The organism is Luteococcus peritonei (assembly GCF_039526385.1).
Lineage (GTDB): Bacteria > Actinomycetota > Actinomycetes > Propionibacteriales > Propionibacteriaceae > Luteococcus > Luteococcus peritonei.
In genome coordinates this window covers 1-26,107 of sequence record NZ_BAAAIX010000037.1, presented here as the reverse complement: position 1 = coordinate 26,107, position 26,107 = coordinate 1, and the positions used below count along the sequence as shown (strand labels likewise).

Below are 26,107 nucleotides of genomic sequence, written 5' to 3'. Positions count from 1 at the left end.
TGAGGACTGGATGCCCGCAGTTTCCGCGCCCTCCGTGCCGCCCTCAGGCGAGGATCCCGGCCGCCCGGGCCGCCTCCGCATAGCTGGCGGCGAGCGAGTCGATGGTCTCGTGGGCGTTCAGCCCCGACGGGTTGGGCAGCACGAACAGTCGCGCCCCGGCCAGCGGTTCGGGCTGCTCCCCCAGCGTCGCCCGGGGCCGCGCGAAGGCCTGTCGGTAGGCGGTGACCCCGAGCACGGCCACCACGGCGGGCCGGCGCTCGGCCACCAGAGCATCCAGCCGTCGGGCACCGGCACGCAGTTCGTCGAGGTGCAGCTCGTCGGCGCGCACCGTGGCCCGCGCGACCAAGTTGGTGTTGCCGATCCCCAGCCGGTGCAGCTCCGCGAGGTCGTCGGGCTGGTAGCCGTCCGCGGCGTCGAAGGGATGGGAGATGATCCCGGCCCTTGCCAGCGCCGGGTAGTAACGGTTGCCCGGCCGCGCGAAGTGGGCCCCGGTGGCCGCCGTCCACAGCGACGGGTTGATCCCCACCACCAGCATCCACAGCGGCTCGGGCAGCAGGTCCGGCACCTCCGACCCCGCGAAGGCCTGCAGCTGCTCCTTGGTGAATCCCATGCCCCCATCCTGCCGGGAACAATGTCACAGTTTGGTGGGCGTACTCCCCCACCAATCTGTGACATTGCTGCACCGACGGCAGCCATGGGCCTCGGAACGCTCACCCACCATGAGCAGTCCACGGTGCACCACCCAGGCTGTCTCGCAGGGGCGGTGCTCACAGTCCCACCATCCGAAGCGCAGCGTGAACTCGCCACCCAGCAGGTGCTCGTTGTCCCGGTACATGTCCCGGAAGGCACCCTCGCCGGTGTGCCCCAGCCGCCCGTCCAGCTCCACCAGCAGCGCTCCATACTTCACGTCGCGGATCCTTCCCCGCCGAACATGCTGCCGCTGCCCACGAGGAAGCCCGTGCGCGCGTTCCACGTCGCGCAGGTAGCGCAGTTCCAGCGGACTGACAGCCCCGTCCTGCACATCCTCCAGGAGGTCATCCAGCAGCCGACGGCCCGGCATGCGACGGTAGAGGGCCAGCTCCTGACGCAGCCGAGCCGGTGGAATACCCCGGTTGACCGCCTTCGTGACCACTGACAGTGCCCGCTCCGGTTCGTGTTCGCACAGGTCGAGCACGGTGCTGGCGAGGGTGGTTCGGGCCAGCGTGCCCGTGCTGCGGATCGGACGCCGGGTGGACCTGAACTCCACACCGGGTACCGCAGCCCGTCTCGCCGGGTAGGGAAGGTGCACCTGCAGAGGGGTGCTCGGCTCCTCGAGATCCCACAGCTCGGCAGCGGTGTGCAGGGCCAGGCAGGCTCCCTGACCACCCGCGAGGAGCGCCGCCCAGTGGCATGCAGCACGGGAGGGCTCACCGGCATGCGTGAGGTAGACACCAGACGACAGCCGCGCCCACGTGCCCTTGGTCAGCAGCCGTCGCAGCACATCAACGCTCAGCCAGTGGCAGGCCTGCTCACGGGTGATGACCCCTGCCTGGGCATGGGCAAGACGTACCAGCTCATCGGGGACCGCGACGGTGTGGTGCACAGCCGCACTCTGCATGTGCGGGCAGGCGCTGCCAAGCATCAGCCAGGCAATCTGTGGATAACTCCCTCGAGCCGCGATCCCTTGACCGCCTCCACGTACCCAGATGCAGGATTGTCACACTTTGGTGGGCGTACTCGCCCACCAAACCGTGACACTGTCTCCAAGCAGGCCTCAGGCGTCGCCCAGGGTGGCCACCATGACCGCCTTGATGGTGTGCATCCGGTTCTCGGCCTGGTCGAAGACCACGCTGGCGGGGCCCTCGAAGACCTCGTCGGTGACCTCCAGGGCGTCCATGCCGGTGGCCTGGAAGACCTCCTCGCCCACGGTGGTGGCGCGGTCGTGGAAGGCCGGCAGGCAGTGCAGGAACTTCACGTCGGGGTTGCCGGTGGCCTCGAGCATGGCCTGGTTCACCTGGTAGGCCTTGAGAGCCTCGATCCGCTCGGCCCAGACCTCCTTCGGCTCACCCATGGAGACCCAGACGTCGGTGGAGATGAAGTCGCAGCCCTTGACCCCGGCCGCGACGTCCTCGGTGATGGTGATCCGGGCGCCGGTGCGGCCCGCGATCTCCTGGGCGATGTCCACCACCCACTGCTCGGGCTGGTAGGCGGCGGGCGCGACGATGCGAATGTCCATGCCCATCAGCGCACCCGAGACCAGGCAGGAGTTGCCCATGTTGTAACGGGCATCGCCCACATAGGCATGAACCACCTGGTCCAGCGGCTTGTCGCAGTGCTCGGTCATGGTGAGCTGGTCGGCCAGCATCTGGGTGGGGTGCCACTCGTTGGTGAGGCCGTTCCAGACCGGCACGCCGGCATGCCGTGCCAGGGTCTCCACCCGCTCAGTCTCGAAGCCGCGGTACTCGATGGCGTCGAACATCCGGCCCAGCACCCGCGCGGTGTCGGCGACGGACTCCTTGTGCCCGATCTGCGATCCGGCAGGGTCCAGGTAGGTGGTGCCGGCACCCTGGTCGAAGGCGGCCACCTCGAAGGCGCAGCGGGTGCGGGTGGAGGTCTTCTCGAAGACCAGCGCGATGTTGCGGCCCACCAGGCGCTTGCGCTCGCGGCCGGCCTTCTTGTCCGCCTTGAGCTGGGCGGCAAGCTCCAGCAGCTCGCGCCACTGCTCGGGCGTGAAGTCGGCTTCCTTGACGAAGTGGCTGCCGGTGAGGCTCATCGTCGGGTCCTTCCAGGGTCGGCTGAGGCCAGCATTCTTCCAGCTCGGGGCTACGCGGGGCAGCCCGTCTCGCCCGTGCCGGGCCAACCGGCACACACGCGGCCGCACGACGACGCGCGAAGGCACGGGGATGTGGCGACGACCAGCACCGTGAGGAGGAAGGCGGTGAGGAGGAAGGCGGTGAGGCCGAGCACGAGAAGTTCCATGCCGGGCTGGGGCCGACGGGGATGCGCAGGCGCACGCGATCAACGGGCACCGGCGGACGACCCCGGGAAGCCGGACCTGCTGCCCAGCACCTCGACGCGGGCCGGATGCAGCGCCTCCTCGAGCGTCACCTCCACGGCCCCACCCGTCACCCGGCGGCCTGGCGGGACGCCTGTTGCACCTCCGGTGTGCATGGCACGCTGGAGGCATGCTCACTCGACTCATGGCCAACGCCGCGGCGCTGGCCGTGGCCACCATCCTGCTGCCGGGGATCTACCTGGAGACCGAGACGCCGGGCCACAAGGCCTTCGCGATCCTGCTGGTGGCCACCATCTTCGGGCTGCTGAACGTGCTGGTGAAGCCGCTGCTCAAGGTGCTGACCTTCCCCGCCATCGTGCTCACGCTGGGCCTCTTCCTGCTGGTCGTCAACGCCTGCATGCTGATGCTGACCAGCTGGGTGGGCCAGCAGGTGGGCCTGGCCTGGCACGTGGACGGTTGGCTGAGCGCCATCCTGGGCTCGGTGATCATCTCGCTGGTGAGCGGACTCGTGGGTGGCCTGCTGAGCGGGGAGGAGCGGTGAAGGTCCTGTTCATCTGCCACGGCAACATCTGCCGCTCCCCGATGGCCGAGCGGGTGGCCCGTCGCGTCGCCGAGCAGGAGGGCGTCGAGGCGACGTTCACCTCCGCCGGCGTCAGCGCCGAGGAGCTGGGCAACCCGATCGACCGCCGCGCGCAGCGGGTGCTCACCGAGGCCGGCTACGACGCCTCGCAGCACCGGGCCCACCAGGTGAGCGCCGAGGAGATCCGCGAGGCCGACCTGGTGCTCGCCGCCGAGCAGCACCACGTGGAGCGGATGCGTCGTCTGGTGCCGGAGGCCGACCACCTGGCCCTGATCAGCGACTTCGACCCCGAGGCCGAGCCCGGCGAGGGCCTGCCGGACCCCTGGTACGGCGGCATGGAGGGCTTCCACGAGACGCTCGCCGCGGTGGAGCGGGCCATGCCCGCCCTGATGGAGGAGATTCGGCGACGCGGCTGATCCTGGCCGGGATCAAGGGCCCGGGTGGGTCCGCGAGTCAGGGCGGTGGCCGCTCCCACCGTCGACGGGTGGCGCAGCCCGCCAGCCTGACTAGGCTGGGGCCATGACCATGTACCTGGTGGGAAGCGGCCCGGCCGACACCCTTGATGCCGTCCACGAGCAGTTCGTCGAGTCCGTGAAGAAGCGGGGCACGCGGATCGCCGTGGCCATCCTGGGCACCCAGGACGAGGTGGGACAGTTCCTCGACGGCTACGTGGCCCCCATCACCAGCCGCTGGCCCGAGGCCCAGGTGGAGCCGATCTGGCTGGAGGACGAGCCCGAGGTCTCCGGCCAGGAGACCGCCTGGCCGCAGGAGATGGAGTCGCTGGCGGGCATCGTGGTCTGCGGCGGCCCGACGCCCGGCTACCTGGAGGCGCTGCGCCCCCAGCAGCAGCTGATCGCCAAGCTGGTCCGCCAGGGCGTGCCCTACATGGGCTACTCGGCCGGTGCCATGGTGGTGGGCAAGCGCGCCATCGTCGGCGGCTGGAAGTTCCGCGGCCGCCAGATCGTCCCCGAGGTCTGGGGCGAGGGCCTGGAGGAGCTGGAGCTGCGCGACGGGCTGGCGCTGATCGGGCCGGCCGTCGACGTGCACAGCGACGTCACCGGCCTGGGCCGTGGCCTGGCCGCCCTGGAGAAGGGCGAGGTCTCCACCGTCGTGGCCATCGACGAGGGCTGCTGCCTGGTGGTGGACCCGGTGAGCGGGCGCACCACCGTCGAGGGTGACCAGCGGATCCACTGGCTGCAGGGCGAGGGCGGCGCCACCGTGGTGCGCCACGAGTCGAGCACCACCGAGACGCGCCGCGTCGAGGACTACCTGCCGAAGGAGAAGGAGAAGGCCGACGCCGAAGAGGCGGTGCGCGCCGCCGAGCGCGCCCGGCTGGCCGAGCTGAAGCGCCAGGCCGACGAGGAGCGCCGGATCCGACAGGAGGCCGAGCGCGCCGAGCGTGAGCGCCAGGTGGCCGAGCAGAAGAAGATCGTGGAGGCCGAGCAGGCCGAGCTGCTGCGCAAGGCCGAGGAGCAGGCCGAACGGGACCGTGCGCGCGAGGCCGCGCGTCGTGAGGCGGAGCGTCGGGAGCGCGAGGAGCGGGAGGCCCGCGAGGCCGCCGAGAAGGCGGAGCGCGAGGCCCGTCGTGCCGCCCAGCGCGAGGAGCAGCAGGCCCGCAAGGCGGCCCAGCGGGCGGCTCGGCTGGTGGAGCAGAAGCGTGCTGCCGACGGCCGCTTCCCGCGTCCGGAGCCGACCTCCGAGGAGCCTGCCGAGGGCGAGGACAAGCCGCGTCGCCGGGGCCGCGGCCGGGGTGGCCGATCCCGTGGCGGCCGCTCCGAGGCCGCGCAGCAGACCTCGGCCAAGCAGCTCACCCGTGCGCGTCGCGCCGCCGACGGCCGTTTCGCCGGAGCCAGCGGCTCGCAGCCGACCCTGGCGGCGGGCACCTCCCCGCAGGCCATCGACCCGGCTCCGGCGCAGGGAGCCATCGAAAAGAGCGCTGATCGGAAGGGCCGGGCGCGGCGTGGTGACAGGGCCGGCCGGGCCCAGCGAACCGACGAGACCGAGGCGCAGCCGTCCTCGCGTCCCACCGAGGGTTCGCGCGAGCAGCGTGACCTGGACCGTGCCGCAGCCGAGCGCGCCGCCGCCCTGGAGGCTGCCGAGCGCGCTGCCCAGGAGCAGGCCGCTTGGGAGCAGGAGGACTTCTCCGACTACGTCGACGAGCCGGACGAGACCGAGCAGGCCGGTGACATCACCCAGCAGACCCCGGGCCAGCAGACCCCGGGCCAGCAGACCCCGGGCCAGCAGACACCGGACCAGCAGACCGGCGGGGCCACGGCCGTGCAGGTCTCGCAGGAGCGCGCGGTCGGCCCGGCCAACCCGTCGAGCGCACCCGCCACGGACTCGCCGGACTCTCCCGAGAGCCCGGACTCCCCTGACAGCCCCGATTCCCCTGACAGCCCGGACTCCCCGGACTCGCCCGATTCACCCGCCAGCCCCGACAGCCCGTCGGAACCGGCGGCCGATGAGAAGGAGCACGAGATGACCGATCCCACTGCCGATCCGCAGCACGTGCCCGGACCCGCCGAGCCCGGCGCCGCCCAGGAGATGCCCACCCCGTCCGCCGAGCCGGGGGTCGACGCCCCCGCCGGTGCCGGGTCCGTCCGCCCCGACACCGCGCTCACCGATCCCGAGGCCGACCAGCCCCAGGTGGTGCCGGTGCACCAGGAGGACGACGAGCTCACCACCGTCGGCCAGGCCAGCACCGGCCCGGACGGCGAGCCGCTGCTCGATGCCTTCGACGGCCTGCCCTCCGGCCCGGTCTCCTCCAGCGTCGCCGACGAGCCCTTCACCGACGCCGCGGAGCAGCAGGCACGCGAACAGTGAGCCCACGGGGCCATGCCCCGGGTGAGCCGGCCTACCGCCGGCTCACCGTCGCGCTCTTCCTGGCCGGGCTGGTCAGCTTCGCCGCCATCTACTGCACCCAGCCGCTGCTTCCGCTGCTGGGCGAGGCCTTCGGTCGCAGCCCGGCCGAGACGGCACTGACCGTCTCGGCCACCACCATCGCGCTCGGGCTGGCGCTGCTCTTCCTGGGCCCGGTCTCCGACGCGATCGGCCGCACCACTGTGATGCTGGCCAGCTTGTGGGCCACCGGCCTGGTGACGCTGGCGGGTGCCCTGGTGCACTCCTGGCACCTGCTGCTCGCCCTGCGGCTGTTGGTGGGGGTGTGCGCCGCGGGCCTGCCGGCGGTGGCCGTCGCCTACCTGCGCGAGGAGGTGACCCCGGCCTTCGCCTCGCGCGCCACCGGGCTCTACATCGGCGGCACGGCGCTGGGTGGCATGTCGGGGCGGCTGGTCTCCGGCCTGCTGGCCGACCTGTGGGGCTGGCGGGCCGCCGTGCTCGGCATCGGCCTGCTGGCCCTGGTCTGCGCGGCGGCGGTGCAGCACCTGCTGCCCCGCTCCACGGCCTTCGTGGCCCAGCCCCTGGACCCGGCCGGCCTCACCCGCAAGACCCTCGCCCTGCTGCGCAGCCCGGTGCAGCTGGGCCTGATGGCCATGTCGCTGTGCGCCATGGGCGCCTTCGTGGCCTGCTTCAATGCCATGGGCTTCCGGCTGGAGGGTCCGCCCTACCACCTCTCGGTGGGCGTGGCCGGCCTGGTCTTCCTGGTCTACGCCTTCGGCTCGTGGAGCTCAGCCCGGGCCGGGCGGGCGGCCCAGGACCGTGGGCCGGCCGTCGTGGCGCTGGGCGGGCTGGCCATCCACCTGGCCGGGATCGTGCTGCTGACGGCCCGGCCGCTGCTGCTGGTGCTGGTGGGGCTGGCGCTGACCACCATCGGCTTCTTCGCCGCCCACGGCGTCGCCTCCGGCTGGGTGGCCGCAGCGGCCGCCCAGCGAGGGCTGGGCACCGCCCAGGCCGCCTCGCTCTACCTGTTCGCCTACTACCTGGGCAGCTCGGTGGCGGGCACCGCGGCCGGCTGGGCCTGGAGCAGCCACGGCTGGCCCGGCGTCACGGTGCTCACCGGCAGCCTGGTGCTGCTGGCCGGTCTGGCCGTGACCCTCGCCCATCGCGGCAGCAGGTGACACAATCGCCGGCATGGCACATGTCCTGGTCACCGGCTCCGCCGACGGGATCGGCCGGATCACCGCCCGACGCCTGGCCGAGGAGGGCCACCGCGTCGTCCTGCACGCCCGCACCCGGGAGCGCCTGTCTGGCGCGCAGGACCTGCTGGAGGCCGGCGCCGAGGTGGTGCTGGGCGACCTGGCCGAGGCCGACCAGGTGCGCGACCTGGCGCGGCAGGCCGCCGAGCTGGGCCCGCTGGACGCGGTCATCCACAATGCCGGCGTGATGGACGGCCCGCAGCTGCTGGCGGTCAACGTGGTGGCCCCTTGGCTGCTCACCACGCTGCTGCCCACCGGGCGGCAGGTCTACCTGTCCAGCTCGATGCACCGGGGCGGGCGCCCCGATGCCTCACTGCTGGACGATCCCGGCCGGGCCGGCTACTCGGACTCCAAGCTGCTGCTCACCACGCTGGCGATGGCCGTCGCGCGTCGCCGGCCCGAGGTGCTGGGCCATGCCGTGGACCCCGGGTGGGTGCCCACCCGGATGGGCGGCCCCTCCGCGCCCGACGACCTGGAGCTGGGCGCCCTCACCCAGCGCTGGCTGGCCACCACCGACGAGGAGCAGGCGCTGCGGCCCGGCGGCTACTGGCACCACCAGCGTCGCCAGGAGCCGCATCCGGCAGCCCTGGATGCGGGATTCCAGGACGAGCTGCTGGAGCGCCTGGAGCAGGCCACCGGATGCACCCTGTGAGCCGCGTCCTGCCGCGGGTCCGTGGCTGACTTCGGTTCATCCGTCCAGCAGCGGCTGCTTCCGACTGGCGAACCGCCCCACCCCCGACGCGAATTCCGCGCCCGGAGGTGGCATGCTGGGCCCCATGCACATCCTCGTGGTTGACGACGACCAGGCCGTCCGCGACTCCCTCGCCCGCTCCATGCAGTACAGCGGCTACGAGGTGAGCACCGCGGCCGACGGCCTCGAGGCGCTCGCCAAGCTCTCCGCCATCAAGGCCGAGGCCGTGATCATGGACGTGATGATGCCGCGGCTCGACGGGCTGGAGACCACCCGGATGCTGCGCCAGACCGGCAACGACGTGCCGATCCTGATCCTCACCGCCCGCGACGCCGTGGGCGACCGGGTGGACGGGCTGGACGCCGGCGCCGACGACTACATGGTCAAGCCCTTCGCGCTCGACGAGCTGCTGGCCCGGCTGCGCGCCCTGACCCGTCGTTCCCGCACCGAGCAGGACTCGGGCAGCGAGACGCTGGTCTTCGACGACCTGATCCTGGACACCCAGACCCGTGAGGTCTCGCGCGGCGGACGCCGGATCAGCCTCACCCGCACCGAGTTCGCGCTGCTGCACGTCTTCATGGAGCACCCCCGCAGGGTGTTGGAGCGTGGCTGGCTGCTGAACGAGGTCTGGGGCTTCGACTTCCCCACCACCGCCAACTCGCTCGAGGTCTACATCGGCTACCTGCGTCGCAAGACGGAGTCCGAGGGTGAGTCCCGGCTGATCCACACCGTGCGTGGCATCGGCTACGTGCTGCGCGAGACGCCCCCGTGATCGACCGCTTCATCCGCGCTTTCTCCTCGAGCCGACGTCCTCGCGCATCACTGAGCCGTCGGCTCGTCTTCCTCTCCGCGCTGGCGGTGAGCCTGGCCGTGGTCATGGTGGCGCTGGCCGCCTACTGGATGACGCGCTTCATGCTGGTCAACCAGCTGGACAACGAGCTGCTGGACGTCGCCACGGTGACCGCGACGCCGGTGGCCGCCGATGTCGAGTCGATGGGCGACCTGAACGCCGATGCGCTGCGCGCCGCCAACGTGACCCTGCTGCTGGTCTCCTCCGACGGCAGCGCGCGCGGCATCCCGGGCGCCACCATCACCCTGGAGCCCGGCGACGAGGAGAAGGCGGTCGCCCGGACCCAGACCGGCAGCTCGGCGCGCACCGTGACCGACAACGACGGCACCCGCTACCGGATGGTGGCGGTACCGCTGACCATCGGCGAGGACCAGTACGCCCTGGTGATGGCCCGCCCGCTGGCACCCACCGAGCGCACCCTGCACTGGCTGTGGATCACCATGATGTCCACCGGCGCGCTGGGCGTGATGCTGGCCGTGGCGCTGGGCTGGTGGAGCTCGCGCCAGGCGCTGCGCCCGCTGCGCAACCTGTCGGAGGCGGTGGCGCACGTCACCGAGACCGACGAGCTGACCCCGATCGAGATCCACTCCGAGGACGAGCTGGGAGACCTGACCCGCTCCTTCAACACCATGCTGAACTCGCTCAGCTCCTCGCGCGAGCGCCAGAAGCGGCTGATCGCCGACGCCGGCCACGAGCTGCGCACCCCGCTGACCAGCATGCGCACCAACATCGAGCTGCTGGTGGCCGACGAGAAGACCGGCATGCTCCCCGAGGGTGCGCGGGGCGAGATCCTGCACGACATCGCGGCCCAGCTGGGCGAGTTCACCTCCCTGGTGGGCGACCTGGTGCAGCTCTCCCGCGAGGACCGGGTGACGGTCAACCCGGAGCCGCTGGACTTCCGCGACGTGGTGGAGTCGGCCATCGTGCGCGCCAAGCGACGCGGCCCCGGCCTGGTCTTCGACGTCGAGCTGAACCCGCTCTACCTGGTGGGCGAGCCGGACACCCTGGAGCGCGCCGTGACCAACCTGCTCGACAATGCGGTGAAGTTCTCCCCGCCCGACGGCACCATCCACGTCCACCTGGAGGGCGACCAGCTGCGGATCGCCGACCAGGGCCCCGGCATCGCCGAGGAGGACCTGCCGCACGTCTTCGACCGCTTCTACCGCTCCGACCGGGCGCGCAACACCCCCGGCACCGGGCTGGGCCTGTCGATCGTGGCGCACACCATCACCGCCCACGGCGGCCAGGTGACGGCGCGTCGCTCCGCGGAGGGCGGCGCCGAGTTCGTGGTGCGCCTGCCGGGCCGCAACGCCCCGGAGGCGCTGGAGGAGTCCGGCGACGACACCATCACCCTGCCGGCCATCAAGGACTGAGCCAGCGGCGTCGGCGCGAGGCGCTCCGACGCCCAACCCTCACCGACGCTCGGAGCCGGGCCTCACAGCCCGATGTGGCCGGGCAGCGTGCGGCGCGGGCCGTGCCGCTCGACGGCCACCCCGGCCCGCCCCAGCAGCAGCTCGACGCGGTAGCGGTGCCCCGCGAAGGGTTCCAGCAGCTCGGCGCAGCCGTCGTCGTCCAGCTGCTCGCCGCACAGCGCGAAGCTGATGGCGCGCGGCACGTGGTAGTCGCCGATGCTCCAGGCGTCGGCATCGCCGTGGGCCTGCTGGCGGGTGCGGGCACTGGTCCACGGCCCGATCCCCGGCAGGCTCTGCAGGGCCACGTCGGGGTGATCGTGGGACAGGGTGCGCTCCAGGGCACGACCGCGACGGGCGCAGCCCACCACGGTGGCCGAGCGCTTCTGCTCCACGCCGGCACGCAAGTAGTCCCAGCTGGGGACAGCCGCCCACTGCTCGGCGCGCAGCGGCAGCCGCATCCCGTGCGCCGGGTGCCCTTCGCGGGTGGCCGGACCGGGCGCGGGGTCGGCGAAGAGCCTGGTCAGCCGGTGGATGGCGCGGAAGGCCTCGGCGCCGGTGACCTTCTGCTCCACCACGCTGGGCAACAGGCTCTCGCAGACCAGGTCGGTGGCCCCGATGCGCAGGGCCGGATGGCGCCGCACCAGGGTGGCGAGCAGCGGGTGGTGCGGACGGAAGTCGGCCTCGTCGTGGCAGCCCAGCAGCCGCGGCGCCTGCTCCAGCGCCCAGTGCCGACCCTCTCCCCAGGCGCGCACCCGCACGTCGGGGCCCTGGTCGCGCAGCTCCAGCAGGACGCCGCCCTCAGGGCTGTTGCAGGCGCGGTACCAGGTGCCGGACACCCGGCGGTGGGTGGGGTCACCCGGCCCGCGGTTCAGCCTGCCGATGCACACCGACAACCGTCCCGCCGCGCCCCGCACCAGCCTCTCGTGGCCCGCGCCGGCCAGCATGCGGGGAGCATTGGGCGCGACCGTGGGATTCGGTAGGGTCGAGGCGGCACGCTGCGCCGGGGGATGCAGTGGGTCAGCCATCTCCTACAGCCTAGGCGTCGAGGAACCATGTCACACTCCCACTCGCACAGCAGCGGCCCCACCAGCCCCCAGATGGAGCGCCAGGAGCGCCGCGCACTGGGGCTGATGATCAGCTTCCTGGTGCCGGTGGCCGTCTTCACCCTCGTGGTGCTGGCCTGGCTGTGGCCCCGCGACGTCTCCAGCCACATACGCGCCGACTCCGCCACCGTGATGGTGGAGGGGGTCACGCTGCCGAAGGCCACCGTCGCCCGCGTCAACCAGACCTCCTGCGAGGGCATGACCGGGTCGGTGGCCAACGATTCCCGCGCCTGCGGCAAGCTCACGGTCCAGCTCGACGAGGGCCCCGAGAGCGGCCAGCAGAAGGAGGTGCCGGTCACGGCCCCGGTCTTCGCCTCCGGGATCGAGCCGGGTGACCAGGTCAAGCTCTACCGGATGGCCTCCCCCCAGGACGGCACGGTCACCTACCAGTTCGCCGACTTCCAGCGCACCGTGCCGCTGGCCTTCTTCGCGGCGGTCTTCGCGGCCCTGGTGGTGCTGGTGGCCCGCTGGCGCGGCTTCGCCTCACTGGTGGGCCTGGTCTTCGCCTGCTTCGTGCTGGGCAAGTTCCTGTTCCCCGCGCTGATCGTGGGCCACAACCCGATCCTGGTGGGCCTGGCCGCCAGCTCCGCGATCATGTTCGTGGTGCTCTATGCCGCTCACGGCTTCTCCACCCGCACCACCACAGCCCTGGTGGGCACCGTCTTCGGGCTGATCACCAGCGCCCTGCTGGGCTGGTGGGCCACCCGCTGGACCCACCTCACCGGCGTCTCCAGCGAGGACGACTTCCTGCTGGCCTCCGCGGCCCCCGACCTGCAGCTGCGCTCGGTGGTGATGTGCGGCGTGATCGTCGCCGGCCTCGGCGTGCTGAACGACGTCACCATCACCCAGGCCTCCGCGGTCTGGGAGCTGGCCGGCACCGGCCGTTCCCGTCGTGACCTCTTCCTGGGCGCCATGCGGATCGGGCGCGACCACATCGCCTCGACGGTCTACACCACCGCCTTCGCCACCGCCGGCGCCATCCTGCCGATCCTGCTGCTGCTGACCATCTACCAGCGCCCGCTCGGCGAGACGCTGACCGGGGAGATGTTCGCCGCAGAGCTGGTGCGCACCCTGGTGGGCTCCATCGGGCTGGTGCTGGCCGTCCCGCTGACCACCGCCATCGCCGTGGTCGCGGTCACCGCAGGGCCTTCGCGCCGGCGTCCGGACCAGTTGCAGGCCAGCCGTCGCAGCACCGTCGAGGAGGCCCGGCCGGTGCGCGCCGCTCGCGCCGCCCAGGGCGAGGAGGAGAAGAAGCTGGCCCGGCGCCGCCCGGCCAGCCCAGATGCCGCCTACCGCCGCCCGAAGCGCTCCGACGGGGCCTGAGCCCCAGCTGCCCCAGGTCTGCCTGCTGGGAGGCACCCCCATAAACACTGCGAAAGCGGTGTCAATTACTGTGGTGCCGGAAGGTACAGGGCGACCATGCCCCGACCTGGCCCAGGGAGCGGGAGGAGGTGCGCGATGGCACAGACCCCCCGCCCTGCCCCCGGACCGTGACTGGGACGTCGAGGGCTGGCTCACCCGGCTGCGGCTGACCGCCATCGTGGCGCCGCTGGTCTTCGTCACCACCCTGCCACTGCTCGAGGAATTCCTGCTCAGGCCGGTCTTCGGGCACCGCGCGAAGGTGGCCGCCGCCAGCCTGGCGGCCCTGTGCGTGGTGGCCTTCGGGATCGCCATGTTCGTGCTGATCGAGCGGGGCTACCGTCGGGTGCTGGACCTGCAGTCACGCGCGGTACAGGCCGAAAGGTACAGCGCGGTGCTGGCCGAACGGGACCGGATCGCCCGCGAGATGCACGACTCGCTGGCCCAGGTGCAGTCGCTGCTGCACCTGCGGCTGTGCACGCTCTCGGCCCGGCCCGAGCTCGCCGGGAGCCCGCCGCTGCGCCAGGAGGTGGACGAGCTGGCCGAGATCTGCCGCGAGTCCGTGCGCGACACCCGGGAATCGATCCTGGGCCTGCGCGAGGGCAGCCGGCCCAACCAGTCGCTCTCCGAGGGCCTGGACCGCTACCTGCGGGGCTTCTCGCGCACCAGCGGGATCGAGGTCTCGCTGGAGCAGCCCGATGAACCGGTGCGGCTGTCCGCACCCCAGGAGCTGCAGCTCAGCCGGGTGGTGCAGGAGGCGCTCACCAATGTGCGCAAGCACTCCGGCGCCCGCCGCGTGACGGTGGCGCTGGAGCCGCTGGCCTGCGGCACCCGGATCTCGGTCACCGACGACGGCCACGGCTTCGACCCCGAGCAGGAGCACGCCGAGCAGCAGCCCGGCCACCTGGGCGGCTACGGCCTGCACACCATGCGCGAGCGGGTGGAGGAGCTGGGCGGAGTGCTGGCCATCCATTCCCGGCCGGGCGCCGGGACCCGCGTGGTCGCCGACCTGCCGGCCACCCCGGTCCCCGTCGCCCCCACCAGTCGCAGCATGCGCCCGCTCCCCCGCACCCGAGGCCACCGATGACCGATCCCACCGGCGACCAGCCGATCCGCGTCCTGCTCGTGGACGACCAGCCGCTGTTCCGTCGAGCCATCGCCAGCCTGGTGGACTCCCAGAGCGACCTGGAGGTGGTGGGCCAGGGCGACAACGGCGTGCAGGGGGTCGAGCTGGCCGCGCAGCTGCGCCCTGACGTGGTGCTGATGGACGTCGAGATGCCCGTGATGGACGGGGTGGAGGCCGCCGCCCTGATGATCGCGGCGGATCCGGACCTGAAGGTGGTGATGCTCACCATCAGCGAGGCCGACGAGCACCTGCTGCCCGCGGTGCGCGCCGGCGTGCACGGCTACCTGCTCAAGGACATGCACCCCGAGGAGCTCTTCCAGACCTTCCGGCAGGTGGTGCGCGGCGAGACCCCGGTGGCCCCCGCCCTGGTGGGGCGCCTGCTGGCCGAGCTGCGCCGGCCCGCCACCCTGGCCCGCCAGGCAGCCGTGGAGGAGCAGGGCCCGGCGCTGAGCCAGCGCGAGCTGGAGATCCTGCAGCTGGTGGCCGCCGGGCTGAGCAATCGCGAGATCGGCAGCCGGCTGTCCATCACCGAGGGCACCGTCAAGAACCATGTGCACAATGCGCTGCGCAAGCTGCACATGGACAACCGGATCCAGGCCGCCGCCTACATCGTGCGCCAGGGCCTGGCCCGCCCCGACCGGGCACGCTGAGCCGGCCGGGTCGGCCCCGCCCGGGGCGGCGCACACCCCGCTGGGGCGGCGCGCAGGCCTGCCGCGGCCGGGAAACCGCCGTGACAATTGCCGCCAGGCCGTGACAATTCACGAATCCGACCCCCACTGGTGCGCCACAACCAGTCCATGACTACTGTGGGAACCGGTACTACGACATGTCGTTGGATGTATCCACGACGCCAGTGAAACAGCCAGGATGTGCCGGATCTGTACCGCCCGACGGATGGGCAGCACGCTGATTCGTCGGAAGGATGTCATTACTGGGCGCCCTGTCTGGTCTGCGAGGTCCGCAGTCCGGTGGGCACGGAACGGGAGGTGCGAGATGGCGGGAGGTGGACTCGTCGGCTTCGTCAAGCGAAACCTGGACATGAAGACGATCGTCCTGTCGACGCTCGCAATCGCCATCGGGGCCGTCATCGGCCTCGGTGCCTACACCTTCATCTTCGCGAAGGGCTTCTCCTACTTCAGCACCGATCCCAAGGCCTGCGTCAACTGCCATGCCATGAACGAGCAGTACGACGCGTGGATGGCCGGGAGCCACTCCAAGGTGGCCACCTGCGCGGACTGCCACCTGCCGCACGACAACATCGTGCACAAGTACTGGGTGAAGGCTGAGGACGGATTCCTGCACGGGCTGAAGTTCTCCACGGGCTGGTACCCGGAGAACATCCAGATCCGCGACGTGAACAAGAAGGTCGCCGAAGGTGCATGCCTCCACTGCCACGAGGACCTCACGGAGGAGATGCGCATGCCCTACGAGAATGCCAACCACGGCACCCAGGTCTCGTGCCTGAAGTGCCACAGTGAAGTCGGTCACAGGAAGTGAACTGCCATGAGTACCGCTGAGCCGAGCAACCGGTCTGACCAGCCGAAGCTCTCAACCAAGATCCTCCTCGGAGCGCTGGTGCTGGCCAGCCTCCTGGTCACCCTCGTCATCGCGGCCCTCCTGGTCGACGTCGCGAAGAAGCAGAACGAGGCGGAGGTCCCCTACTTCGAGGCCGTCAAGATCACCGATGACACGGTCGATCCCGCGGTCTGGGGAAAGAACTTCCCCATCCAGTACGAGATGTTCAAGAAGACCACCGAGATGGAGCCCACCGAGCACGGCGGCTCCAATCCCACCAAGCAGACCCCGACGGCCACCGACCCGCGCACCGTGGTGCCGGCCCAGGAGCTGGAGCGTGAGCCCCGCCTGGTGAAGCTGTGGGCCGGCTACGCCTTCGCCACCGACTACCGCGAGGCCCGCGGTCACGAGTACATGCTCACCGACCAGCGCCTCACCCGTCGCGTGACCGAGTTCAAGCAGCCCGGCACCTGCATCAACTGCCACGCCTCCACCTACACGGTCTTCAAGGAGGTCGGCGGCGGCGACCAGATGAAGGGCTTCGACATCATCAACCACATGTCGTACGCCGAGGCCACCAAGAAGTTCAACCACGCGCTGAGCTGCATCGACTGCCACAACCCGAAGGACATGAGCCTGCGGGTCACCAAGCCGGGCTTCATCAACGGCATCAAGGCGCTGAAGGCCAGCGAGGGCATCAAGAACTACGACGTCAACCGCGACGCCACCCCGCAGGAGATGCGCTCCTTCGTGTGCGGCCAGTGCCACGTCGAGTACTACTTCAAGGGCGATGCCAAGACCCTGACCTTCCCGTGGAGCAAGGGCACCAACATCGACCAGGAGTACGAGGTCAGCAAGGACCACGTCGACTGGACCCACAAGATCACCGGCGGCAAGATGCTGAAGGCCCAGCACCCGGACTTCGAGACCTGGCGCGAGGGTGTCCACGCCAAGGCCGGCGTCTCCTGCGCCGACTGCCACATGCCGTACAAGCGCGAGGGCGCGAGCAAGGTGAGCGATCACCAGATCAAGTCCCCGATGCTGGACGTCAACGCCTCCTGCCAGACCTGCCACAAGGCTGACGCCGAGGAGATGAAGTCCCGCGTGTCCACCATCCAGAACCGCTTCCTGACGGTGATGGACGACACCTACACCGCCGTCGACGAGCTGATCGACGACATCGAGAAGGCCCAGAAGGCCGGTGTCGCGGAGGACCGCCTGGAGGCAGCCCGCCTGTACCAGCGCAAGGCCTCGTTCTACCTGGACTACTCGGAGAGCGAGAACTCCAACGGCTTCCACGCCCCGGAGTACAGCCTGCAGATCCTGGCCGACGCGACGAATGCGGCCCGCCAGGGACAGCTGGCCCTGATGGGCAAGAAGACCGAGCCCGCGCCGATCCCGCTGGGAACCGGTGACGAGAACGATCCCTTCGCCGGGCCGGACGCCAAGCCCACCGAGCAGGTGTCGCCGCTTCCCTCGAAGCTCCCGGCATCGAGCACCAGCCCCACCCCGAACCGGTAGGGCCTGGAGCACAGGCAGCACTTCCCGGCAGGGGGCGGACCGCATGGTCCGCCCCCTGTCGCATGCCCGGCCGCCGCCCGAGGCCAGCCCCTGCCATCCAGCCGGACCCCCAGCTCCCGGTCCGGCTACGACACTGTGTAGAGTCAGCGACATCGGAATATCACCAGCGCCGACCGTTTCAATCCGTATCCCTCCACGTCAGGCGGGAAATGCGAAGCGTCCGGCACGGATCTGACCTAGCAGGGAGCTGGCCAATGAGCACGACGAACCCATCCGGCAGCCAGGGCAATGAGCTCGAGCGGCTGGAGGCCTTCCTGGCCGGCGCCCCCGAGGAGCTGAAGCCCTGGGCTGAGCAGCAGCTGGCCCGGGCGCGCAAGGCCGCCGCCGCGCAGGGTGCCGCCACCGAGGCTGATCCCGAGGCCGAGGCGGTGGCGGAGGACTTCGACCTGCTCGGCCTCGACGACGACGAGGCGGTCACCCCCACCGGCTCCACCAAGGCCCGCCCGGTGGCCGTGCGCACCCAGCGCAAGGGCCTCAAGCCCCTGATGCTGGCCGGCCTGAGTGCCCTGGTGGTCTTCGGTGGCTACACCATCTACGCGCAGGGCAAGAATCCCGACGCGACCACCCCGAATGCGGCCAACCCGGCCAGCGCGGCGAGCGTGCAGGTCTCCACCCCCAAGCCGGTGGACCCGCAGATGGTCGCCTCGCTGGAGAAGAAGGTCAAGGACAATCCCAAGGACACCCTGTCGATGAAGGCGCTGGGCGAGATCTACTCCCAGGCCGCGCAGTACGACAAGGCCGCCACCTGGCAGGAGCGCATCACCACGGTGGATCCCAAGGATGTCGACGCCTTCCTGGCGCTGGGCGTGGCCCAGTTCAACCAGGCCAACCTGGACGAGGCCGAGAAGGCCTGGACCCAGGCCACCAAGCTCGCGCCCAAGCGCGCCACCATCTGGTACAACCTGGGCTTCCTCTACCTGTCGAAGAACCAGATCTCCAAGGCGCAGGATGCCTGGCAGAAGGTCGTCGAGATCGACCCCGACTCGGACCTGGCCAAGACGGTCAGCTCCCACCTGAAGGCGATGGCCAGCGCCAAGCCCTCCGCCTCCGGCACGCCCGCCGCCAGCGCCGTCCCCAGCCCCTCGGCCAGCCAGAGCCGCTGAGCCATGACCGAGGTCTCCCTCCCCTTCGCGCTGCTGGCGGGCATCGTCAGCTTCGCCTCGCCATGCTTCCTGCCCATTGTGCCGGTCTTCGTCGGCTACCTGGTGGGCGCCGACGAGCAGCAGCGCACCCGGGGCAATGCACTGCGCCAGTCGCTGGCCTTCGTGCTGGGCTTCAGCCTCGTCTTCACCGCGATCTTCGCCTCCATCGGCCTGGTGGGCTGGGGCCTGCTGGGCGACCACCGCGACGGCCTGCGGATCGCCGCCGGCCTGCTGATGGTGGTGCTGGGCCTGCACATCGCGCGCCTGGTCAACATCCCGCTGCTGGGCCGCTCCTTCGGCGGCCCCACCTCGGGACGTCCCGCCGAGGCCCCCTCGGTGCGTCGCTCGCTGGTGCTGGGGATGACCTTCGGAGCCGGCTGGACGCCGTGCATCGGCCCCATCCTGGGTGGCATCATCTCGTTGGCGATCGCCAGCTCCAGCGTCTGGCACGGCACCGGTCTGCTGGTCGCCTACTGCCTGGGCCTCGGCATCCCCTTCGTCGCCGTGGCTCTGGGCGCCAGCTGGGTCAGCGCCCGGCTGTCCTGGCTCACCCGGCACGAGAGTGCCGTCCAACTGGTCTCCGGCGCCCTGCTGGTGATCACCGGTTTCCTGGTCGTGACCGACCAGTTCTCCCGACTGTCCGGCTTCGGCGTATGAGGAACATGACATGAGCACAGCCACCACCGATCCCGGCGCTGACATCTCCGTCAAGGAGATGTTCCTGCGGATCTACCGCCTCTTCTGGAACAAGCGCTTCGGCCTGATGCTGATCTTCGCCATGGCGCTGTGGACCCTGTTCGGCGTCCTGTTCGCGCAGGTGGATGCGGAATCCTTCGCGGACAAGGAGCGTTACGCCTCCTTCCTGGAGCAGACCCGCCCCAAGTACGGCGGCTGGACCCCGATCCTGTCGGCACTGGGCATGTTCCACGTCTTCAGCTCCTGGCCCTGGCGCATCATCATCGTGCTGCTGGTGCTCAGCATCATCGCCTGCACGGTGCACCGCCTGCCGCAGCTGTGGAAGAACGCCACCGCTCCGCACACCCACGTGCGCGAGGGCTTCTTCGAGCACTCCCGCACCCGTCGCACCGTCGAGCTCCCGATCGGCGCCGACGAGGCCATCGCGGAGATGGAGCACAAGCTGGGCAAGCAGGGCTACCGCACCATCCGCGACGACCGTGACGGCGCGCTCAACCTGTATGCCGACAAGAACCGCTTCTTCCCGCTGGGCACCGCCGTCGCGCACCTGGCCTTCATCCTGATCCTGCTGGGCGCGCTGGTGACCTCCAACACCGGTTTCCGAGAGGACGAGTTCACCGTACCGGTGGGCATGGGCGCGCAGGAGGTGGGCCACGACACCGGCCTGTCGGTGGAGGCCAAGAGCTTCACCGACAGCTACCACGACGACGGCCGCCCGATGGACTATGCCGCCGACCTGGTGCTCTTCAAGGACGGCCAGCAGGTCAAGCAGCACCTGGTGCGCGTGAACAGCCCGATGAACTACGACGGGGTCTCCTTCCACCAGTCCTACTTCGGCTTCGCCGCCGAGATGACGGTGGCCGACGCCAAGGGCCAGCAGATCACGCACACCGCCGTCCCGCTGCAGTACTCCACCGAGGACAAGACGCAGAACTACGGCAAGCTGGACCTGCCCCAGCAGAACCGCCAGGTCTTCGTGGTGCAGCCGGCCTCGGGCCAGACCGATGCCCAGATCGGCCCCGGCCAGGTGATGGTGGAGGTCTACGACGCCACCACCGAGCAGCAGGTGGACCGCCAGGTGCTCACCCAGGGCGAGCCGCTGACCGTCGGCGACCTGAAGCTCACCTTCCAGCGCGAGCGCCAGTTCACCGGCCTGATGATCAACAAGGACTACGGCGCCCCGCTGGTGTGGACCGGCGCCGGCCTGCTGCTGATCGGCATGGTCTGCACCATGCTGCTGCGCCACAAGCGCCTGTGGGTGCGGGTGCGACCCACCTCCGACGGCGCGCAACTGCGCGTCGCCTCCCCCGACCGTCACGACATGCTCTTCGAGCAGAAGGTGACCCGACTCGTCGACTCGATCGGCGAGAAGCACGACGACAACTCCAGGAGCGACGACCGTGTCCATGCTTGATCTCTCCCAGTACTGCGCGGTGGCGGCCGCCATGCTGACGGCCATCGCCTCGGTGGCCTTCATCGCCTCGCAGACCACCACCCGACGGGTGGCCGTGGCCCCTGCCGGCGGCCCCGGCGGCACCGCCGACGTCACCACCGCGGCGCGCGGCGTGAGCTGGTACGCCACCAAGTTCACCCAGCTCGCCTTCGCCCTGCTCACCGCCTCCCTGGTGCTGCGCTGGATCGTGGTGAAGCACGCCCCCTATGCCAACCAGTACGAGTTCGCCTGCTCCTTCGCCTGGGGCATGCTGGCCGTCTTCGTCTACTTCGAGGCCCGCCACCACGCGCGCTCGTTGGGCCTGGCCCTGCTGCCGATGACCCTGGCGATGCTGCTCTACGCCGAGACCCGCTCGGCCGAGGTGGCACCGCTGGTGCCGGCCCTGCAGCACCCGCTGATGCTGACCACCCACGTGCTCTTCGCCGTGCTGGGCTACGGTGCCGCCGCCGTCGCCTCCGCGGCCGGCATCCTCTACCTGATCAAGCCCCGCGTGAAGTGGGCCGCGATCCCGAGCCTGGACCGGATCGACGAGCTGGGCTACCGCGCCGTCGTCTTCGCCTTCCCGCTGCTCACCGTGATGAACATCCAGGGCGCCATCTGGGCGAACATCGCCTGGGGCCGCTACTGGAGCTGGGACCCCAAGGAGACCGCCGCGCTGATGACCTGGCTGATCTACGGGGCCTACATCCACGCCCGCGTCACCAAGGACTGGCGCGGCAGCCGCTCCGCCTGGCTGCTCATCCTGGGCTTCGTCGCGGTGCTGTTCACCTTCTTCGGCAACCACTGGTTCGGTGGCCTGCACTCCTACGGATAAATCGCCCGTCGCCGTCGGTTCGGACGGCTCGACGAGGGGGTCATGGGCCAGGCCCGTGGCCCCTTCGTCGTGTCATAGCATCCACGTGAGAGACATCAGGAGGAAGTCGTGAGCCACAGCCCCAACAGCGCGTCCGAGCAGGACTGGCGTGCCCGCACCCGCAACAGCAAGGGCGGCAGCGCACTGGTGCTGCTGCTCACCCTCGCCCTCGTGCTGGGCGGCGCCTGGCTGATGGAGAACCGCAAGCAGGACAAGGGCACCGACGCCTCCGGTGGTGGTGCGGCGGCCGCGTCGGTGGAGCTCAGCGGGGACCAGACCGGATCCGCCCCCGAGATCGGCCAGCCGGCGCCGGACTTCACCGCCATGACCATGGACGGCAAGAAGGTGCGGCTCAGTGAGCTGAAGGGTCACCCGGTGTGGATCACCTTCGGTGCCACCTGGTGCACCGCCTGCCGCGCCGAGGCCCCCGACATCGAGCAGGCCTGGAAGGGAGCCCAGCCCAAGGGCACGCAGATCCTGGCGGTCTTCATCAAGGAGGACGCCGCCACGGTGCGCACCTATGCCAACCGGCTGGGGCTCTCCTTCCCGATGATCAGCGACCCGGAGACCACCATCGCCTCCCGCTACCGCTCGATCGGCATCCCCTCGCACTTCTTCATCGACTCCGACGGCATCCTGCGCGCCAGCTACGTGGGCGGCCTGACCGCCGAGAAGATGGACGAGAACCTCAAGCTGATCGGCGGCTGATCAGCCGCCCGCCACACGTGGCCATCCACGGGCCCCGTCGACCACCGGTCGGCGGGGCCTCGTGCTGTCCGGCGGTCGTGGTCCCCTGTACTCGTCGATCTCTGGATCTCCTCAGAGAAGTGTGTGCATGCACACTCGTCCCGTGGAGGCACCCCGGGGACACGTCGGAAGAAGCCGGTGGGCCGGCCCGGACTGGTGCGTGCCCCAGCAGACAGCCTTGCCCATGACACCGCCAGCGGTGTGTGCATACACACCCGCGCAGGCACGTCGGCGGGGTCCGGTGTGGTTCCCAGGAGGAGGGTGAGCGACGGGCGGCGATCACGCGACAGAGTCACGCACCGTGCACCGCGAGCAGAACGGACCCAGCGGAACCGATCCTCAGGCGTCCTGCGCCGGGGACCAGCCCGGCGGGCGCACCACGCCGATGCCGGCCCCCTGGTCCTCGATCAGGTTGCCCGGCGCCTCCGCCGCAGCGGCCCAGCAGAGCCAGGCATCGCCCACACCACCCGACAGGTGCATGGCGAAGGGCACCACGAACCAGGCGGAGTCGTCGCCGAAGGCAATCATGGCCAGCAGCGCGATGTTGATCACCACATTGGGCAGCGCCGCGATCGCGATGAACTGCGTGCGGGTGAACAGGTGGCCCTCGCTGGTGGTGTACAGGTAGGGCATGCTCGGGCTCATCACCCCGGCGCCGAAGCGTGGCCGGGCGCCCACCGCCAGCATGCCGAGGCCGTGCAGCAGCTCGTGCACCGCCAGCGTGGCGACCGTCATCACCGTGGTGCCCAGCACCATGCGCAGCACCCGCCGGGCGTCGATCACGACGGTGCCCTCGGCGATCCCCTGCCAGTCCAGCAGGGCGATCCCGACCGCGGCGCCGCCCAGCAGCAGGCCGGTGGCCAGGGCGGCCATCCATGCCTGGGAGCGCTCGCCGGGCGTCTTGCCCACCACCTCGGGCCGGGCTGCCGTCGCCGGCCGGGGATCGGGGTTGGTCATGTCCTCGATCCTATGCCAGTCCCTGACACAGACGAACGTCCCGGATCCCTGACGGGGATCCGGGACGTCGCGTGCGGTGCGGCGGCACTCAGCTGGGCGAGGCCATGATGGAGCGCATCAGCTCGGCGGTCTCGGAGGGGGTGCGGCCCACCTGCACGCCCGCTGCCTCCAGGGCCTCCTTCTTGGCCTGCGCGGTGCCGGCGGATCCGGAGACGATGGCGCCGGCGTGGCCCATGGTCTTGCCCTCGGGCGCGGTGAAGCCGGCCACATAGCCGACGACCGGCTTGGTGACGTGCTGCTTGATGTAGTCGGCGGCCCGCTCCTCCGCGTCGCCACCGATCTCGCCGATCATCACGATGGCATCGGTCTCGTCGTCGGCCTGGAAGGCCTCCAGGCAGTCGATGTGGGTGGTACCGACGATCGGGTCGCCGCCGATGCCCACGCAGGTGGAGAAACCGAAGTCCCGCAGCTCGTACATCATCTGGTAGGTCAGCGTGCCGGACTTGGAGACCAGCCCGATCCGGCCGGGGCCGGCGATGGTGGCCGGGATGATGCCGGCATTGGACTTGCCGGGCGAGATCAGACCGGGGCAGTTGGGCCCGACCAGGCGGGTCTTCGAGCCCTTGGTGAGGGCGTTGAACTCGGCGGTGTCGCCCACCGGGATGCCCTCGGTGATGCAGACCACCAGGTCCATCTCCGCCTCGACGGCCTCGATGACGGCCTGCTTGGCGTGGGCGGCGGGCACGAAGATGACCGAGGTGTTGGCCCGGGTGGCGAGCTTGGCATCGGCGACCGAGTCGAAGACCGGCACCGGGTTCTCCTCGAAACGCACCGACTCACCGCCCTTGCCGGGCGTGACGCCACCGACGATGCGGGAGCCGGACATGATCATGCGCTGGGTGTGCTTGCGACCCTCGGAGCCGGTCATGCCCTGCACCAGGATCCGGGAGCTGTGGTCAAGGAAGATGCTCATGCGGAGTCCCTCAGTTCTTCTCGGTGATGGCGGCGGAGGCCAGCTCGGCGGCCTTGCGGGCGGCGGCGTCCATGGTGTCGACGACGGTGACCAGCGGGTGGTCGTACTCGGCCAGGATGGCGCGGCCCACCTCCACGGAGTTGCCGTCCAGGCGCACCACGAGCGGCTTGGTGGCGCGGTCCCCCAGCTGGTCCAGGGCCTCGACGATGCCGTTGGCCACCTCGTTGCAGGCGGTGATGCCGCCGAAGACGTTCACGAAGACGCTCTCCACCTGCTCGTCGGAGAGGATGATGTCCAGCCCGTCGGCCATCACCTTGGAGTTGGCGCCGCCGCCGATGTCCAGGAAGTTGGCGGGCTTCGGGCTGCCGGGCAGGTCCTCGCCGGCCCCGGCCACCACGTCGAGGGTGCTCATCACCAGGCCGGCGCCGTTGCCGATGATCCCGACGCTGCCGTCGAGCTTGACGTAGTTGAGGTCGCGCTCCTGCGCCTTGCGCTCCAGCGGGTCGGTGGCGGCGTGGTCCACCAGGGCCTCGTGGTCGGGATGGCGGAAGGCGGCATTGTCGTCCAGGGTGACCTTGCCGTCGAGCGCGATGATGCGGCCCTCACCGGTCTTGACCAGCGGGTTCACCTCCACCAGCGTGGCGTCCTCGTCGCGGTAGACCTCCCAGAGCTGCTTCAGCACGGGCGCGATCTTGACCGCGTCGCGGGTGCTGAAACCGGCGGTCTCCAGGATCTCGCCGGCCTTGTCGTCGTCGATGCCCACCAGCGGGTCCACGGCCACCCGGGCCAGCGCCTCCGGCCGCTCGACGGCAAGCTGCTCGATGTCCATGCCGCCCTCCTTGGAGCACATGGCCAGGTAGTTGCGGTTGGCACGGTCCAGCAGCAGCGAGAAGTAGTACTCCTCCGCGATGTCGGCACCCTGGGCGATCATCACGCGGCGCACCTCGTGGCCCTTGATGTCCATGCCGAGGATCTCCGCGGCCTTCTGCTCCGCCTCGTCGGCACCCTTGGCCAGCTTCACGCCGCCGGCCTTGCCGCGCCCGCCCGTCTTGACCTGGGCCTTCACGACGACGACCGGCCCACCGATCGTCTCGGCGGCCTCACGAGCCTGCTCCGGGGTGGTGGCCACGACGCCCTTGAGCACCGGCACACCGTGCGCCTCGAACATGTCGCGCGCCTGGTATTCGTAGAGATCCACTCTGACTCCACTCTCGTCTGGTTGGACCGCAGGGGTCCGATGACCTGTCTGCCGCACGATAACAGGACGAAAGTGCCTCGGACAGACCCCTTTGCGCACAGAAGAAGCGGCTTGTCAGGACGACGAAGCGTAGGATTTTCGGCGGAGGGGGAGTTCCACGATGGATCTGCAGGTTCGGCCCGGCCCGGGCGTGCCCCGCGGGCTGCTGGTGCCGGCAGCGGAGCTCGCGGAGTCCTTCAGCCGCGCCTCCGGCCCGGGCGGCCAGGGCGTCAACACCACCGACTCGCGCGTGCAGCTCTCGCTCGACCTGGCCACCAGCCAGGCCTTCGACGACAAGCAGCGCGCGCGGCTGCTCACCAACCTGGCCGGACGCCTGGATGGCACCGTGCTCAGCGTCGACGCCTCGGAGGAGCGCCACCAGCGACGCAACCGGGTGCTGGCCCGGGAACGGATGGCCGACCTGCTCCGCGAGGCGCTCGCTCCCCCACCGCCGCCCCGTCGCGCCACCCGCCCGACGCGCGGTTCGGTGCGTCGCCGGTTGGAGGCGAAGAAGCAGCGCAGCCAGACCAAGGCGCTGCGCGGCCGCCCGCGCGACTGAGACACCGGCGCACCTGGGGCTGGCGACACCTGCTGCGCTGGACCGCGCGGCTCCGTGCGCCGAGCCGAACCCTGACATCCGCCCCGTCGATCTGGATTTCGGCCCGGATCGAGCGGCGGATTCATGTGGTCAGCGCAACGGTTCTGTGAGGAGGGGTTGTGATGGCGCATGGGGTCGAGGTTCG

25 protein-coding genes are annotated in these 26,107 nt (G+C 70.6%); 18 read left to right on the top strand and 7 right to left on the bottom strand.

Annotation, left to right across the window (positions count from 1 at the left end):
• Positions 1-43 precede the first annotated feature (43 nt).
• The 3 genes from ABD073_RS15335 to argF all read right to left on the bottom strand — a co-directional run bounded on the left by ABD073_RS15335 (position 44) and on the right by argF (position 2,752).
• A complete protein-coding gene (locus tag ABD073_RS15335) occupies positions 44-610 on the bottom strand; it encodes a mismatch-specific DNA-glycosylase (RefSeq protein WP_343876043.1) in 567 nt (188 codons plus the stop codon).
• A 24-nt stretch (positions 611-634) separates the two neighbouring features.
• Complete coding sequence (locus ABD073_RS15330) at positions 635-1,621, bottom strand: hypothetical protein (RefSeq protein ID WP_343876042.1); 987 nt, start codon at positions 1,619-1,621, stop codon at positions 635-637.
• Between the two features lie 132 nt (positions 1,622-1,753).
• On the bottom strand, positions 1,754-2,752 hold the full coding sequence (gene argF, locus ABD073_RS15325; RefSeq protein ID WP_343876040.1) for an ornithine carbamoyltransferase: 999 nt from the start codon (positions 2,750-2,752) through the stop codon (positions 1,754-1,756).
• Between the two features lie 412 nt (positions 2,753-3,164).
• Here argF and ABD073_RS15320 point away from each other — a divergent pair, with 412 nt between their 5' ends.
• From ABD073_RS15320 to ABD073_RS15290, 7 genes are all read left to right on the top strand, one after another.
• The gene (locus ABD073_RS15320) at positions 3,165-3,536 is read left to right on the top strand and encodes a phage holin family protein (RefSeq protein ID WP_343876038.1); all 372 of its coding nucleotides are present in this window, start codon (positions 3,165-3,167) and stop codon (positions 3,534-3,536) included.
• A complete protein-coding gene (locus ABD073_RS15315; RefSeq protein WP_343876036.1) occupies positions 3,533-3,991 on the top strand; it encodes a low molecular weight protein-tyrosine-phosphatase in 459 nt (152 codons plus the stop codon). Before ABD073_RS15320 ends, ABD073_RS15315 begins: the two co-directional genes overlap by 4 nt.
• A 103-nt stretch (positions 3,992-4,094) precedes the next feature.
• Positions 4,095-6,398: a Type 1 glutamine amidotransferase-like domain-containing protein gene (locus tag ABD073_RS15310; protein WP_343876034.1), complete on the top strand. Its 2,304-nt coding sequence runs from the start codon at positions 4,095-4,097 to the stop codon at positions 6,396-6,398.
• Positions 6,395-7,591, top strand: a complete 1,197-nt coding sequence (locus ABD073_RS15305; RefSeq protein WP_343876032.1) for an MFS transporter — start codon at positions 6,395-6,397, stop codon at positions 7,589-7,591. The genes ABD073_RS15310 and ABD073_RS15305 overlap by 4 nt, the downstream gene beginning before the upstream one ends.
• 13 nt (positions 7,592-7,604) lie before the next feature.
• Positions 7,605-8,321, top strand: coding sequence for an SDR family NAD(P)-dependent oxidoreductase (locus ABD073_RS15300; protein ID WP_343876031.1), 717 nt, complete (start codon positions 7,605-7,607; stop codon positions 8,319-8,321).
• 124 nt (positions 8,322-8,445) lie between these two features.
• A complete protein-coding gene (locus ABD073_RS15295; protein ID WP_343876029.1) occupies positions 8,446-9,132 on the top strand; it encodes a response regulator transcription factor in 687 nt (228 codons plus the stop codon).
• Positions 9,133-9,236: 104 nt separating this feature from the next.
• Entirely contained in the window at positions 9,237-10,583 is a 1,347-nt protein-coding gene (locus tag ABD073_RS15290; RefSeq protein ID WP_343876083.1) for a sensor histidine kinase, read from the top strand.
• 62 nt (positions 10,584-10,645) lie between these two features.
• On the opposite strand, the gene ABD073_RS15285 is transcribed toward ABD073_RS15290, so the two are convergent.
• Positions 10,646-11,647: a DNA-3-methyladenine glycosylase family protein gene (locus ABD073_RS15285; RefSeq protein WP_343876027.1), complete on the bottom strand. Its 1,002-nt coding sequence runs from the start codon at positions 11,645-11,647 to the stop codon at positions 10,646-10,648.
• A 27-nt stretch (positions 11,648-11,674) separates the two neighbouring features.
• On the opposite strand from ABD073_RS15285, the gene ABD073_RS15280 reads away from it, so the two are divergent.
• The 10 genes from ABD073_RS15280 to ABD073_RS15235 all read left to right on the top strand — a co-directional run bounded on the left by ABD073_RS15280 (position 11,675) and on the right by ABD073_RS15235 (position 22,158).
• Positions 11,675-13,048, top strand: coding sequence for a YibE/F family protein (locus tag ABD073_RS15280; protein WP_343876026.1), 1,374 nt, complete (start codon positions 11,675-11,677; stop codon positions 13,046-13,048).
• A gap of 73 nt (positions 13,049-13,121) precedes the next feature.
• The gene (locus ABD073_RS15275; RefSeq protein WP_343876024.1) at positions 13,122-14,171 is read left to right on the top strand and encodes a sensor histidine kinase; all 1,050 of its coding nucleotides are present in this window, start codon (positions 13,122-13,124) and stop codon (positions 14,169-14,171) included.
• On the top strand, positions 14,168-14,860 hold the full coding sequence (locus ABD073_RS15270) for a response regulator (protein WP_343876022.1): 693 nt from the start codon (positions 14,168-14,170) through the stop codon (positions 14,858-14,860). The genes ABD073_RS15275 and ABD073_RS15270 overlap by 4 nt, the downstream gene beginning before the upstream one ends.
• A gap of 343 nt (positions 14,861-15,203) precedes the next feature.
• On the top strand, positions 15,204-15,707 hold the full coding sequence (nrfH, locus tag ABD073_RS15265; RefSeq protein ID WP_343876020.1) for a cytochrome c nitrite reductase small subunit: 504 nt from the start codon (positions 15,204-15,206) through the stop codon (positions 15,705-15,707).
• Between the two features lie 6 nt (positions 15,708-15,713).
• Positions 15,714-17,246: an ammonia-forming cytochrome c nitrite reductase subunit c552 gene (locus ABD073_RS15260; RefSeq protein ID WP_343876018.1), complete on the top strand. Its 1,533-nt coding sequence runs from the start codon at positions 15,714-15,716 to the stop codon at positions 17,244-17,246.
• A 254-nt stretch (positions 17,247-17,500) separates the two neighbouring features.
• Positions 17,501-18,409 carry a tetratricopeptide repeat protein gene (locus tag ABD073_RS15255; RefSeq protein ID WP_343876016.1) on the top strand — a complete coding sequence of 303 codons (909 nt, stop codon included), beginning with the start codon at positions 17,501-17,503 and terminating at the stop codon, positions 18,407-18,409.
• Between the two features lie 3 nt (positions 18,410-18,412).
• Positions 18,413-19,105, top strand: coding sequence for a cytochrome c biogenesis CcdA family protein (locus ABD073_RS15250; RefSeq protein WP_343876014.1), 693 nt, complete (start codon positions 18,413-18,415; stop codon positions 19,103-19,105).
• Positions 19,106-19,115: 10 nt separating this feature from the next.
• On the top strand, positions 19,116-20,558 hold the full coding sequence (resB, locus tag ABD073_RS15245) for a cytochrome c biogenesis protein ResB (RefSeq protein WP_343876012.1): 1,443 nt from the start codon (positions 19,116-19,118) through the stop codon (positions 20,556-20,558).
• Positions 20,551-21,411, top strand: coding sequence for a c-type cytochrome biogenesis protein CcsB (gene ccsB / locus ABD073_RS15240; RefSeq protein WP_343876081.1), 861 nt, complete (start codon positions 20,551-20,553; stop codon positions 21,409-21,411). Before resB ends, ccsB begins: the two co-directional genes overlap by 8 nt.
• A 108-nt stretch (positions 21,412-21,519) precedes the next feature.
• Positions 21,520-22,158, top strand: coding sequence for a TlpA family protein disulfide reductase (locus ABD073_RS15235; RefSeq protein WP_343876011.1), 639 nt, complete (start codon positions 21,520-21,522; stop codon positions 22,156-22,158).
• A gap of 378 nt (positions 22,159-22,536) precedes the next feature.
• Here the strand turns inward: ABD073_RS15235 and ABD073_RS15230 are convergent, their stop codons facing one another.
• The 3 genes from ABD073_RS15230 to sucC form a co-directional block, all read right to left on the bottom strand.
• Positions 22,537-23,154, bottom strand: coding sequence for a DUF3267 domain-containing protein (locus ABD073_RS15230; protein ID WP_343876010.1), 618 nt, complete (start codon positions 23,152-23,154; stop codon positions 22,537-22,539).
• Positions 23,155-23,242: 88 nt separating this feature from the next.
• Positions 23,243-24,127 (bottom strand): succinate--CoA ligase subunit alpha, encoded by an 885-nt coding sequence (sucD, locus tag ABD073_RS15225; protein WP_343876008.1) that lies wholly within the window; start codon positions 24,125-24,127, stop codon positions 23,243-23,245.
• Positions 24,128-24,137: 10 nt separating this feature from the next.
• Positions 24,138-25,325, bottom strand: a complete 1,188-nt coding sequence (gene sucC, locus ABD073_RS15220; protein WP_343876005.1) for an ADP-forming succinate--CoA ligase subunit beta — start codon at positions 25,323-25,325, stop codon at positions 24,138-24,140.
• A gap of 160 nt (positions 25,326-25,485) precedes the next feature.
• Between sucC and arfB the strand changes: the two genes are divergently transcribed.
• Positions 25,486-25,923: an alternative ribosome rescue aminoacyl-tRNA hydrolase ArfB gene (gene arfB / locus ABD073_RS15215; RefSeq protein ID WP_343876003.1), complete on the top strand. Its 438-nt coding sequence runs from the start codon at positions 25,486-25,488 to the stop codon at positions 25,921-25,923.
• The last annotated feature ends 184 nt before the right edge of the window (positions 25,924-26,107 follow it).